This is a genomic window from Veillonella sp. VA139 (genome assembly GCF_003992005.1).
In the GTDB taxonomy this organism is placed as follows: domain Bacteria; phylum Bacillota; class Negativicutes; order Veillonellales; family Veillonellaceae; genus F0422.
This window is the reverse complement of the sequence record NZ_RQVL01000015.1, coordinates 37248-52150: the sequence shown is the minus strand read 5'-3', so window position 1 is coordinate 52150 and position 14903 is coordinate 37248. Positions and strand designations below refer to the sequence as shown.

At 40.6% G+C, this 14903-nt stretch carries 6 protein-coding genes (1 of these 6 only partly in view); 3 read left to right on the top strand and 3 right to left on the bottom strand.

The genetic code is table 11. The features are described 5' to 3' along the window. Window positions 1–1746 precede the first annotated feature (1746 nt). Window positions 1747–3312 carry a hydroxylamine reductase gene (gene hcp / locus EO125_RS06485; protein ID WP_127148167.1) on the bottom strand — a complete coding sequence of 522 codons (1566 nt, stop codon included), beginning with the start codon at window positions 3310–3312 and terminating at the stop codon, window positions 1747–1749. A gap of 323 nt (window positions 3313–3635) precedes the next feature. On the opposite strand from hcp, the gene EO125_RS06480 reads away from it, so the two are divergent. The 3 genes from EO125_RS06480 to EO125_RS06470 all read left to right on the top strand — a co-directional run bounded on the left by EO125_RS06480 (window position 3636) and on the right by EO125_RS06470 (window position 5703). Continuing rightward, entirely contained in the window at window positions 3636–3821 is a 186-nt protein-coding gene (locus tag EO125_RS06480) for a hypothetical protein (RefSeq protein ID WP_127148166.1), read from the top strand. Window positions 3822–3893: 72 nt separating this feature from the next. Continuing rightward, window positions 3894–4769 carry an Rpn family recombination-promoting nuclease/putative transposase gene (locus tag EO125_RS06475; protein WP_127148165.1) on the top strand — a complete coding sequence of 292 codons (876 nt, stop codon included), beginning with the start codon at window positions 3894–3896 and terminating at the stop codon, window positions 4767–4769. Window positions 4770–4992: 223 nt separating this feature from the next. Further along, window positions 4993–5703 (top strand): Crp/Fnr family transcriptional regulator, encoded by a 711-nt coding sequence (locus EO125_RS06470; RefSeq protein ID WP_127148164.1) that lies wholly within the window; start codon window positions 4993–4995, stop codon window positions 5701–5703. A 154-nt stretch (window positions 5704–5857) separates the two neighbouring features. On the opposite strand, the gene EO125_RS06465 is transcribed toward EO125_RS06470, so the two are convergent. Next, a complete protein-coding gene (locus tag EO125_RS06465; RefSeq protein ID WP_127148163.1) occupies window positions 5858–6649 on the bottom strand; it encodes an Rpn family recombination-promoting nuclease/putative transposase in 792 nt (263 codons plus the stop codon). Window positions 6650–6811: 162 nt separating this feature from the next. Beyond that, window positions 6812–14903: the final stretch of a YadA-like family protein gene (locus tag EO125_RS09865; RefSeq protein WP_164726462.1), read on the bottom strand. Its footprint extends 22952 nt past the window's final position; the window shows 8092 of its 31044 coding nt (coding positions 22953–31044); its start codon lies beyond the right edge, outside the window — the gene reads right to left on this strand; its stop codon occupies window positions 6812–6814.

Here is a 14903-nt window from a genome sequence, read left to right as displayed (position 1 = left end):
CCTATCTATATAGATTGTACTATGCTTTGACAAATTCATTTATGTTTATACTATGACAATATCATATGTCGTTCATACATTCTTATGATAGCATTTATAAAATTCTTGTATTGTGTGGCAAGATGGTATATAATTATGGCATAAGGTGTAAAACTCCTCATCATGAGGGTAACAAAAAAGGACGGATGCGAGCCGTCCTTTTTGTCTTTCTATTTTCTGTTTTTGAAGACCTCAATCAATATGTGAGAAATAACATAAATCATGATACCTTGAATTACAGGGGCTAGAAAGTTGCCTACTTGTGGGTAAAACTCCTCAAACATGAAAGTCACCTCCTTTCATGATGAAACGAGGATATATAAAGTATACCACATTGTATACTTGAATGTATGTGAATATTCGCCGTTATTGTGCATTTATAATAGCCTAGGTATAAACCTATGGAAAAGCTAGCCTGCAGACCCCGATCAAATACCCATACTCCCTTTCCCCTGAGGAACGCAGTTAGGCATAGCAACCTTTGTAGCGTCTCTTACTACCTACATCGCACAAACACAAGAAGAGCACGGTGTGCCCCCGAACAAACATTATGAAATACCGTTTGTGAGGGGGTATACCGTGCTCTTCCCTTTATTCAGTTAACCTCGCCACAGGCTGCATAGCGAAATAAGAGACGTTGTATTGCACCCATAACCTATGTTATAATTAAGTCAATAAAGGAAGAGCCATCAACGTGCGCAGGCGTTAGGCTCATCTCAGAAATTCTAAAAGTGAAATGTGCCTAACGTGTTAAGGTGGACCAGACCTTATTCGTTAGGCTTTTTCATTAATCGATTTATTTGAACCAATCAATGAGATGTACTAGTAACTTTAGAATTAAAATCAAAATATCGATTTTTCTAAACTTTTTCATAGTACCACCTCCTCCCGTTACAGGAAGAGATGAGCCTAACAACACGTTAATGACTCTTACCATTTTTATTATAACATAGTATATTCGTATTGTTTATATTAACTTTAATATCATGCCAAACGGCAAACTAAGGAAAATGCAAGTTTGCAAATGGCACCGTCACAAGTACCTTCCCCCTAAGGAACGCAGTTAGGCGTAGCAGCCTTTGTGGCGCCCCTCACTACCTAAATCACACAAACATAAGAAGACCGTAACATACCCCTGAACAAACATAACCACTGTATAGTTTGAGAAGGGGTGTGTTACGGTCTTCCCTTTATCTTATTTAGTTAACACCGCCACAAGGCTGTATAGCGAAATAAGAGACGTTGTATTGCACCCATAACCTGTGCTATAATTAAGTCAATAAAGGAAGAGCCATCAACGTGTAGCTGGCGTTAGGCTCATCTCAAGACAATAACAAAGATGAAATTTGCCTAACGTGTTAAGGTGTACTAGACCTTATACGTTAGGCTTTTTCATTGTCTACTTAAGTAGATCAATGAGCTGAATTGCTAAACTAGCAACAGAAATGATTAAAGAAATCTTTTCATACTTAGTCATAGCAACCACCTCCTCCCACAATAGGAAGAGATGAGACAGAGGAGCGCAGTTACAAGTAGTAGCCTTTGTGCCGCCCCTTACCACCTAAATCGCACAAACACAAGAAGACCGTAACATACCCCTGAACAAACATAACCACTGTATAGTTTGAGAAGGGGTGTGTTACGGTCTTCCCTTTATCTTATTTAGTTAACACCGCCACAAGGCTGCATAGCGTCACAAGAGACGACTTAGCCCAAGATTGCTTTCAAATCTTCTTCTGGTGTTGTAATCGGATGTAAGTTGAATTTTTCAACTAAGATGCCAAGTACTGTATTGGACAAGAATTTTGGCAAGGATGGTCCGATGTAGATGTTGCGGATGCCTAAGGACAATAATGTTAATAGGATACATACCGCTTTTTGTTCGTACCAAGACAATACTAATGTCAATGGCAATTCGTTTACGTCACATTCAAAAGCGCCTGCTAATGCTACCGCTACTTGGATAGCAGAGTACGCATCGTTACATTGACCCATATCTAGGATACGAGGCAAGCCACCGATTTCACCGATGTTAAGGTCGTTGAAACGATATTTACCACATGCAAGAGTCAATACCATTGTATCTTCTGGAGTTTGTTTTACGAAGTCTGTGTAGTAGTTACGGCCTACTTTAGCACCGTCGCAACCGCCTACCAAGAAGAAATGTTTAATAGCGCCAGCTTTTACCGCATCAATTACTTTGTCAGCTACGCCAAGTACTGTACCATGACCGAAACCAGTTGTTACTTCTGTACCGCCGTTGATACCAGTGAATTGTTGTGGCTCTTTATAACCGCCTAATTCGATAGCTCGCTCGATGACTGCAGAGAAATCTTTTGTGCCATCTTCGTTGTGTTCCACATGACCGCAGCCATCGAAACCAACCATGTCAGTTGTGAAGATGTTTTTGATATATGTTTGTTTTGGTGGCATAATGCAGTTTGTTGTGAACAAGAATGCACCTGGAACGCCATCAAATTCTTTTTGTTGGTTTTGCCATGCAGTACCGAAGTTACCTTTCAATTGAGGGTGTTTTTTCAATTCAGGATATGCATGACATGGAAGCATTTCACCATGTGTATAGATGTTAACGCCTTTGCCATCAGTTTGTTCCAATAACATTTTTAGGTCGTGTAAGTCATGGCCTGTTACGACGATGAAAGGACCTGGTTCTACTGTTAAAGGTACAGTTGTTGGAACTGGAGTACCGTATGTCGTTGTATTTGCTTTGTCTAACAACGCCATGCAAGCAAGGTTGATGCCACCGAATTCCATCAATAGGCCTAACCATTCTTCTGCGCTGTGATCTTTTGCCATTTCAACAAGGCCTTTTACAAACCAAGCATCAACTTCTGGATCATTGTAGCCCAATACTGCTGCATGCCATGCGTAGGCAGCCATACCACGCATACCTAATAACAATGTAGAACGTAAGGAAACGATATCTTCATGACCTTTCCACAATTCTTCCCAATCAAAGTTAGGAATGTTCGCATCTAATTTATTATGCGCATTGTTGATTACATCGATGAACTCTTGTACACGATCTTCAGAGAAGTTTACGTTTGTTACGCACATGAATAAACCACGTTTTAACAATTGTACGTTGTCTAACGTTACTTCTGTAGCTTGCATTGCACGAGCTAAACCAATCAACGCCGCTGTTAATTCGTCTTGTAAATTTGCAACCGGTGCCGTTTTACCACATACACCTTGTACTGTACAACCATTTGGTTGCGCTGTTTGTTCACATTGGAAACAGAACATACTCATGAGAAACCTCCTTGGGAACTTTGCCCTTAACATGTATACTACAACATAGTTTACGTTTTATCTTAGATATCCTACCAAGGCACACTGTCTATACCTTATGATTGACGTTCGCAAGACCATCAGATCATACCTTACCATGGCACATGTCCACTTCACATATGTCCCTTGTCTTACCATGAGGCTACCGCACTTTCCAACGGCATCCCTCCATGCATACCTAGCATCGTCTTGTTATCTATACATGTAGTATAGTATACTGAAAGCAGAAAAAACGTATCCTTGGCTACACTTTAAAACATTCTGAGAAATGAAGAGGAAAGTATATGAGATTTGAAGTTGAAAAAATACGATATCGAAAAGAAGGATTCGCTGCCGGTAGAGCTGAAGCTATAGCTGAAATAGTTCTTGGCATGTTAGAGGATAACTGGTCTTTAGAGTTGATTTCGAAGTATACGAAACTAACTGTAGAGCAGATTATAGAAATTGGTCGAACCCATAGATTGATATAGTTACGTAAGAAAGAATAATGTTATATATCTAAAATATATGGTATAATCTGAATAAGAGCCGGAGGTGATTCTATGCATATTAAACCCTTTGAAGAACTAACCATTCAGGATAACTTTATGTTTCAGAAGGTAATGCGAAACAAGCGTATTTGTAAAGCAACAATAGAACGGCTGTTAGATATCCAGATTAAAGATATCACCTATCTCGAAGAAGAAAAGTCACTACATATGAACCCAGACAGTAAAGGTATTCGACTTGATGTCTATGTCAACGATGAGGACGGTACTGTCTTTAATGTGGAAATGCAAACTACTAAAAATATGGAGGAATTAGTAAAACGAGTCAGATACTATCAAAGTATCATCGATTTACATAACATTGAAAAAGGCCAGGACTACACCGAGCTCAATGATACCTATATCATTTTTATATGTACATTTCCACTATTTAGTGATAATCTTCATAAGTATACTTTCAAAAATATTTGTTTAGAAAATCACAATATCGAATTAAACGATGGAACCACAAAACTATTCTTGAGCACTAAAGGTACGGAAGACGATATTTCAAAACCGTTACAACATTTTTTAGATTATGTAGATGGCAAAACACCATCAGATGATTTAGTAATGGAAATGGACTCTGTCGTTGATAAAGTACGACATTCTAAAGAATGGAGGTTAGAATATATGACACTCGAAATGGAATTAAGACGCCGCTGGAAAGAAGGCATGGCAGAGGGCGAAGCTAAAGGTAGAGCCGAAGGTAAAGCTGAAGGTAAAGCTGAAGGTAAAGTTGAAGGTATAGCTGAGGGTAAAGCTAAAGGTAAAGCTGAAGTAGTTCTTGGCATGTTGGAAGATAAACTATCCTTAGAAATAATTGCCAAATATACTAAGCTTACTATTGAACAAATCAAGGAAATCGGTAAAGCACACTCTTTAATTTAATGTTTGTAAATATAACTATTTGTGTGACATTATATAGTGCCTTCGTACAATACTAAAAGGGTCCCTTTGGACCCTTTTGCTATACATCATATACGCAGTCATAGAACATATAGTTATATCACGCTATCGTTCTAGGGTTCTGTCACTCTATCATCACATACTTGTAGCACACCATCATTATATTCCTATACCACATTATAATTTTCTAGTTATCGGAGGTCTTATGTCGACATTACATCCAACGTTAGAAATATACATGAATACGATTCAACAATCTCCCCTATGCGCACATATTGCGCCAGAAAATTTATCACTTTTCTTGTCTCAAGCGAATGTGAAAGTACAAAGTTTCAAAAAAAATTCTTTCATTGCCATTGCTAGGGATCCCATGGAAGGCATCGGTATTTTACTAGAAGGACGTGCCTTATTAACACGAGAGAACATGTTGGGACAACGAACCATCGTAACAGAACTACAACCGTCCTCTATGTTCGGAGAAGCTTTGCTCTTTAGTAACCATCCTCTGTGGCCTGCTACGATCGAAGCCACAAAAGATGCGATCGTTTTATTTTTACCTATCGAGACTTTCACCAAAGCATTTCCGGACTGCCAATCCTGTCAGATTCAATTGCTCACGAACCTCATGCATGACCTGTCTGAAAAGGCGATGCAGCTGACCCGCAAAGTGCATTACCTATCCCTCAAAGGGATGCGCGAGAAAATTTTTGCCTATCTCATGGATATTCGGCAAGTGCAAAAAAAGAATATCCTCACCTTGCCACACAATCGGCAAGAAATGGCGGACGTCCTCAACGTAAGCCGCACCGCCCTCAGCCGTGAACTAGGTCGTTTGCAAGACGAACGGATTATTCAATTCCACGGTAAAGAAGTAGAGCTAGTAGATATCGAAACCATTCAAGATTTTTCATTTTAGTTAGTAAAAGGGACGCAGTACAACCTGTGTCCTTTTTACTATATTCCTAACATTATCATCCACTAGACACACTATACGAATACCACAACACAAAAGCCCCTACCACTCCCCAGTCTTTCGACTAGGAAGGGTAGGGGCTTATTAACTTACGTCACTATATCAGAGCATGGGCACGACCAATTTCTACAATTTGTTCTATAGTTAATTTCGTATATTTTGCGATTAATTCTAAGGACAATTTATCTTCCAACATACCAATCACAATTTCTTTTTTTGCCTCATCTTGCCCTTCTTTTCTTTGCCGTATTTTCTCAACTTCAAATCTCATATACTCCAACCTCCATTCCTCAGAATGTCTTACTTTATGAACTATACTTTCTATTTCTTCTAACAAATCATCTGTTGGTTCTGATCCATCAACATAATTTAAAAATGCTTTTAACGGTTTTGAAATATCCTTCTCAATGCCTTTAGTACTAAGAAATAATTTTGTAGTTCCATCACATAATTCAATATCACATTCTTCTATACATACATTTCTAAACGTGTATTTATGTCGTTTGCCTGTAAATACTGGAAATGTACAAACAAAAATAATATATGTATCCTTTAACTCAGAATAATCTTGTCCCTTTTCAAGATTATTTAAATCTATCAAACTTTGATAATATCGAACCCGCTTAACTAATTCTTCCATATCTTTACTTGTTTGCATTTCAACGTTAAAAACTGTACCTTTTTCATCATTAACATATACGTCAAGCCGTATACTTTTACCATCCAAAGTCAAATTCATTGTTTTTTCTTCTTCAAGATAAACAATGTCTTTGATCTGGATATCTAGCAGACGTTCTATTGTTGCCTTACAAATACGTTTATTACGCATTACCTTTTGAAACATAAAGTTATCCTGAATTGTCAATTCCTCAAAGGGTTTGATATACATAGAATCACCTCCGGATCTTATTCAAATTATACCATATATTTTAGAGATATAACATTACTCTTTCTCATATACACAAACAAAAGCCCCTACCGCTTCCCAGTCTTTCGACCGAGGAGGGTAGGGGCTTATTGTATGGGTTTAGAAAGTTACTTCTTTAGAGAATTATTTTATTCCCATTGCTTGCATAAGCATTTTAATTTGTGCTTTCATCTCTTCGTTGTCTTGAGCCATTTTTTTATAAGATTCCTTCATTTCTTGGTTTTCTGCTTTCATATTTGCATTATCTACCAATACTTGTTCGTAGGCTTCTTTCGTGCGTGCATTTTCTTCTTTCAATGCAGATACTTCGTCTTGCATTACGTATACAGAAGAGATTGGACCCGCTTTATAGCGTTCTGGAATTGCTTTTTTCTCTGGGCTCCAGCCAAATTTATGACTTACACCTGCATTGATCATCTTTTCGTTCTCACCGAGAGTAACTCCTGCATGGAACATAGTGTCTTCACGAGTAAAGTGTGCTATACCAAGTGCCACCGCAGTTTGGTTTTTGTAGTTACCTACGCCCGCCATGATTTGCGTTGGCTCCAATGGGTCATATTGCAACGGTTTCAACGCCGCCAATGCCGCCGCTTTCGCACCCGCCTTGTAAATATCACCTGTTGCTTGGTTTAGAACATGGTTCGACATTTCTTTCAACTGATCCACATTGACACCATCAGTGCCTTTCGTACCTGGTGCTACATTCGTGATTTTGTTACCTCCGTTATTGAGGCCATCGGCTGTCAACGATACGGAAGGATTCGCCTTACCGTCAGCATTTTTAGTTTGAATATACATACCGAATGGTTTTACCACCGTCGTAACCGATGCCTTACCATCTTGTATTGTGTATTCGCTGCCATTACCATCGTGTTTCACGGTCATAGGTAATTCCACTGGTTTGCCTGTTGTTTTATCTACTACAGGTTTGCCATCGACAGTAGGCTTAAATGTACCTGTGTACGATGTAGAGCCATCACCCATCTTCACATCTTTCGCCAACTTCACAGTCATCGTAGCTGGTGTCTTAATCGTGCCATCATCATTTTTCACAGCCTCTGCCAGTTCTACACCGATATTATTTTCGGTGAGTTTCTTAGCTCCGCCTTTGATGGCTAATGTTTCACCAAGACCTACCGTAGCCACTAGATCTTTGCCGTCTTTCACAGTATCAGCCACGAACTGACGTCCGCCAGTGAACTGTTTGCTTACCGCTAGCAATTGATCTTCCGTTGCCGCACGACCAGATACAAATTTCGGATTCGTTACATCCCAAGTCGTATTGCCAAGACCTGTGATGAAATTACCATCTGTCCCTTTCGTTCCTGCCGGTGCAGCTTTTCCGTCATTCGTAGGAGTCACAGTTTGTTTACCAATGACAATGCCATCGGTAACAGCTCCGCCAGTACCATTCGTACCATTCACACGAATAGTTGTTGCTCCCACAGAGGTTGTATTCGTACCATCTGTGACCGCTGTACCCGCTTTGGTCACTGTAGTTTTGTCACTACCAGCTTCCACAGTAAAGCCATTAGTATCCACCGTAGCATTGCCTGTAGCGATAGTGCCGTTTTTACCGTTGATAGTAACAGTTTTATCACCTGTTGTGCCACTACTGAAAGTAGTTTCTCCATTCGCTTTGAACTCAACTTTACCAGCGCCAGTACCATTAGTAATAGAGTTGATATTAGTTAATTCACTAGCCAATTGAACTTTTAACTTGCCACCTACATTGTTTACACCAATGTTGTTGTCCGTTAATGTGCCTGTCGCACCACCAACAATATCTACCGTTTGGTTCAATTTCTTAGCGATGACCTTGGATTTGTCAGTGCCTTGTGCATCGTCACCAGCATATTTCATGCCGTCGTCCATGGTTGCCACTTCATGCGTTTTAACAGTATCTTTCGTAGGATCTGTAGGATCTTTATGTATCGTTTCATATACGATACGAGTCATACCATCCTTACCGTTTACACCATTCGTGCCATCAACGCCATTAGCACCCTTATCACCTTTAATAGTCAGACCGTTTGCACCATCTTTACCATTCAAGCCGATAGAACCGTCTTTGCCGTTGATAACAACTGCAGAACCATCTTTACCGTTTACGCCGATTTTGCCATCAGAACCTGGTTTACCATCTTTGCCAGCTTCACCTTTTTCGCCTTTTTCACCAACCGTGATTTCAGCATCTTTGCCAGGCTTGCCGTCCTTACCATCTTCACCTTTCACAGTGATAGTGGTAGTAGATAAGGATTTCGATGTCAAATCTTTGTTCAACTTCACAGTTACTGTTGTATTGCCATCATCGGTTTGTTTAACCGTTGTCACTACGTTGTTGCCATCATAGTTGTCATCAGCAGCTACATTAGCGGTACCCACAATGTTCAACGTACTTCCTAATTTATTAGATACCACATTAGGTTTACCATCCACACCAAGGTTGGCACCATACTTCATACCAGTATTCACAATGTTATTCGTTGCAGATTTCAACTGATTTACATTGACAGCATCCGTACCATCTGTACCTTCCGCCACATTCGTGATTTTGTTACCGCCATTATCTAATCCAGCATTTGTTAAGGATACGCTAGTACCTGTGCCATTCGATGGTTTAATTGTGATGCCGTTAGGTCCAGTCACAGTTGTAGTTGTACCATCTGTAGTGGTTACTTTGCCACCTTCTACTTTTGTTGTGGATTTACCATCAGCGCTAGCAAATTCAGCACTTGTTAAGCCTTTCAATTCTTTCGCTAATTTCACTTCCACAGTAGAACCATTGGCATTCACACCGATATTGTTATCAGATAATTTATTTTTATCTGCACCACCAGTAATATTGAAAGCGATACCACCTTGTTTGTTCAAGGCTTGTGTATCCGTTTTCGACGCATTATCTGCACCAAATTGGATTGTATTATTCGCTACCGCATTCGTTGTGTCAGACACAGCTTTCAACTGATCTTCTGTGGCTGCACGTCCAGATACAATGCCATCTGCTTTTGGATTCCACGTTGTATTAGTTAATCCAGTTACGTAATTACCTTTTTGCTCTGTAGCAGGTCGTTTCGTAGTTGTCACAACTTGGTCCCCAATCGTAATACCGCCTGCTTTCACCGTACCAGCTTTACCATCAAGCTCAACCAATGTGTTACCAGTACCAGTGGACACCTTACCGTCTTTACCGTTGATAATCACAGTAGTATCGCCTGCTGTTCCACTACTGAAAGTAGTTTCTCCATTCGCTTTGAACTCAACTTTGCCATTGCCAGCTTTATTAGTAATGCTGGTAATATTGCTAAGGTCTTTGTTCAAAGATACTGTCATCGTTGTCTTTCCATCAGCTTTTACAAGGATATTACCGCTAGCAGACTTGAAGTCATCTACTTTGTCTTTATCCACGCCTTCACCAACGATGTTCACCACTGTGTTCAAGCGATGTTTGTTCACTGTATCAGAATTGTTACCAGCGAAGCGTAAGCCATCATCCATGGTAGCCACTTGACGTTCTACTGTTGTTTCAGTATTAGTAGTAGGGTCTTTCACGATTGTTTTGTATACGATACGAGTGATGCCGTCTTTACCGTCAACACCCTTTTCGCCACGAACACCTGGAACACCATCTTTACCATCTTCACCATTATAGCCATCTTTCATGCCAATGTTGATAGATTTGCCTGGTTTTCCATCTGCCCCTTTCGGTCCAGTCAATCCGATAGATCCGTCTTTACCGTTGATGACAACAGAGGAACCATCTTTACCGTTAACGCCGATTTTTCCGTCAGATCCTGGTGTACCTGGATTGCCATCTTTACCATCCTTGCCATTTTCACCAACGACGATTTCAGCATCCTTACCTGGTGTACCAGGAGTACCTTGAACCACCACTTTATTGGTTGTTACAGACTGAGATTTCAAATCTTTGTTCAACTTAATTGTAACTTTCGAGTTGCCTGTAGTTGCATCTTTTTCAATGGTAGTCACTACGTTGTTGCCATCATAGTTGTCGTCATCTTTTACATCTGCCGTACCCACGATATTCACGGTAGAGCCAAGGGCATTTTCAACGACTTTTGGACCACCTACTGTAGCAGGAAGATTAGCTCCGAAGGATAATTTTCCACCATTCACTTGATCTTGAATTGCTTTCAACTGATCTTCTGTGGCTGCACGACCAGATACAATGCCATCTGCTTTTGGATTCCATGTTGTGTTAGTTAATCCAGTTACGTAGTTACCTTTTTGCTCTGTAGCAGGCAATTTCGTAGTTGTCACAACTTGGTCCCCAATCGTAATACCGCCTGCCTTCACAGTACCAGCTTTACCATCAAGCTCAACCAATGTGTTACCAGTACCAGTGGATACCTTGCCGTCTTTACCGTTGATAGTAACCGTTGTATCTCCCGTTGTTGCACTGCTGCTGAAAGTAGTCACACCATTGTTACCGAACTCCACTTTGCCAGAGTTTGCACCATTTGTAATAGAATTAATGCCTGTTAAGTCGCTAGCCAATTGGACTTTTAACTTGCCATTCACATTGTTTACACCAATGTTTTTATCCGTTAATGTGCCTGTCGCGCCACCAACAATATCTACAGTTTGGTTCAATTTCTTAGCAATCACTTTCGTTGCATCTGTTTGACCGTCGTCACCAGCATATTTCATGCCGTCGTCCATGGTCGCTACTTGATGTTCAACAGTTTTATCTGTATTAGTATCAGGGTCTTTCACTGTTGTTGTGTACACAATACGAGTGATACCGTCTTTACCGTCAGCACCGTCTACACCATTTTTGCCTTGTACATTCGGAGTGCCATCAGGATTTGTAGTATTATATCCAGGTTTTACTCCAATGTTGATGGATTTGCCAGGCGTACCTGGTGTACCATCAGCACCTTTCGGTCCAGTTGGTCCAGTCAATCCGATTGTGCCATCTTTGCCATTAATGACAACGGAAGCACCGTCTTTACCGTTGACACCAATTTTTCCGTCAGAACCGTCTTTACCTGGTGTACCTGGTTCGCCTTTTTCACCAACGATGATTTCCGCATCTTTGCCATCTGTACCTGGTCGGCCATCAGCACCTGGTGTACCTGGAGTACCTTGAACTACCACTTTATTGGTTGTTAAAGATTCAGATTTCAAATCTTTTTTCAACTTCACAGTGACAGTGGTATCACCAGTCGTTGTATCTTGACCAATAGTAGTTACCACGTTTTCATCGTTGTATCCTTCATCAGATGTGGCCTTAGAAGAACCTAAGATGTGCACTGTAGTGCCTAATTTATTTGTTACTACTTTATTTGCAGCCACGGTTGTACCAAGATTAGCACCGTATTTCATGCCTGTATCTGTCACTTTTGTAATCACTGCATCAGAGTTATTTTTAAGATCAGATACATTCACTGCTGCATTCGGAGTATCCGTATTAGCTTTATCTAATTTTTCCCAGTACGTAGCGTTAGTTTTAACTGCACCTGTAGCATCTTTCACCACAGCGGTTTCAATAGCAGAGCCGACGTTATCTACACGTTGAGGTTGCACTGTATTTACTTTTGTATGAACTGTACCCGTATATGCATTGCCTGTAGCATCTTTGAAAGTACCATCTGCTTGTTTGAAGACTTGGTTACCGTTGTCATCTACAAAGATTAACGCTTGTGCTTCTCCCAATTTTTTAGCATTTACTTTTACATCGTACGCATGCGTATCTGTACCTACGTTACCCACAGTAATAGTTCCATCACTAGATGTAACGGTTGTCACCGTATCACTATCTGAACCTTTTGGTGCACTAATTGTGATGACCCCATCTTTTTGAGTCACACTTACGCCAGAACCACCTTCGATAGCAATTCGTTTGTTATCTGTTTTGGTGGCCCCATCTTGAGGAGTTACATTAGTAATAGACGTACCTGATTTAACTGCTAAATCCCACAATTGAGTTTTATCTGCTTTGCCATTCACAGCATCACTAACATGTTTCAATTGGTCTTCTGTCGCTGCTCGACCAGATACAATGCCATCTACTTTTGGATTCCATGTCGTATTGGTTAATCCAGTTACATAATTACCTTTTTGCTCTGTAGCAGGCAATTTCGTAGTTGTCACAACTTGGTCGCCGATAGTAATACCGCCTGCTTTCACAGTACCAGTTTTACCATCAAGCTCAACCAATGTGTTACCACTGCCAGTAGATACCTTGCCGTCTTTACCATTGATAGTAACCGTTGTATCTCCAGTCGTTGCTCCACTACTGAAAGTAGTTTCTCCATTAGCTTTGAACTCCACTTTGCCATTACCAGCATTGTTCGTAATAGAAGTAATCTTAGTGATATCACCTGTTACATTCACTTCATACGGGTCAGCTTGTGTACCTGTACCAGTCACGGTTGTGTTCGTGCCATCGGCTAGGTTACTTTCTTTCACAGCTATTTTGTAAATAGTCTTACCTGTTGTTTTGGTATCTGGCGTCACTGTTACATTCGTAGATCCAGATTCCACAACTACTGCACCCTTCGCTACATCCGCCACCGCTGTTTTTGTAACAGATACAACATATTCTGTATTAGCGGCACCGTATGTAGTTGCAGGACTTGCAGGACTTACTGTAGCAATGTTATCAGTATCATCCGAAGCTTTTACCTTTTCAATAGAACCATTTGCTGCCACAACTTTCTTTAACTGACTCAAGTTAACTGCATCAGTATCCTTTGTGCCATCGGCTACGTCTGTAATTCGTACACCGCCTACAGAGATAGTACCCGGTGTTGTTACATCATGACCTTCTGCATCCTTAGTCGTAGTACTAGGGTTAATAGTCAACGTTGTACCACCATTGGAAATAGTTAATGGGTTTGTACCACCTTTGCCAGCGATGGAATTGATGCCTGTTAAAGATTCTGCTAATTGAACTTTTAGCTTACCATCGACATTATTAACACCGATATTATCTGTTGCTGTGAAAGGTTTAGCCGCTCCACCAACAATATCTACAGTTTGGTTCAATTTCTTAGCAATCACTTTCGTTGCATCTGTTTGACCATCGTCACCAGCATATTTCATACCATCATCCATAGTGGCTACTTGATGTTCAACAGTTTTATCTGTATTAGTATCAGGGTCTTTCACTGTTGTTGTGTACACAATACGAGTGATACCATCCTTACCATCGGAACCGTCTACACCATGTTTACCTTGAACATTCGGAGTACCATCAGGATTTGTAGTATCGTATCCAGGTTTTACTCCAATGTTGATGGATTTGCCAGGGGTACCTGGTGTACCATCTGCACCTTTCGGTCCAGTCAAGCCGATTGTACCATCTTTGCCATTGATCACAACGGATGTACCATCTTTGCCTGTAGCGCCGATAGATCCGTCTTTACCGTTGATAACCACTGCAGAACCGTCTTTACCATTCACACCGATTTTTCCGTCAGAACCATCTTTACCTGGCTTACCTGGTGTACCTGGTTCGCCTTTTTCACCAACGATGATTTCCGCATCTTTGCCATCTGCTCCTGGTGCACCTGGTGTACCTTGAACTACCACTTTATTGGTTGTTAAAGATTCAGATTTCAAATCTTTTTTCAACTTCACAGTGACAGTTGTATCACCAGTCGTTGTATCTTGACCAATAGTAGTTACCACGTTTTCATCGTTGTATCCTTCATCAGATGTTGCCTTAGAAGAACCTAAGATGTGCACTGTAGTACCTAACTTATTTGTCACAACTTTATTTGTTGCCACTGTTGTACCAAGATTAGCACCGTATTTCATGCCTTTATCCACTAATTCTTTGGACGCAATATTTTTCAATGTAATATCGCTAGTCAAACCAGTTATATCATCTTTTACAGTCAGGTTCAATTCTCCTGCATTATCTACTGTGTACGCACCACCAGTCACATCCGGATTTGGAATCAAGCGATAATCTGTAGAGGATTTTTTATTCACCGCTGTAGTAATCGCTTTCAACTGATCTTCTGTAGCAGCACGTCCAGTGACATACACAGGATTTTCCATACTCCAATCTGTGTTACCTAGACCTGTGATGAAATTACCTGCAGGACCTGTAATCGTACCTGTAGGCGGTTGACCATTCGCTGTCGGTGTCGCAAATTGTTTACCGATCGTAATGCCACCAGCTTGGACTTTACCAGGAGTAATCGTAGTCGTTCCATCGTCGGACTTCACTTCTACTTTC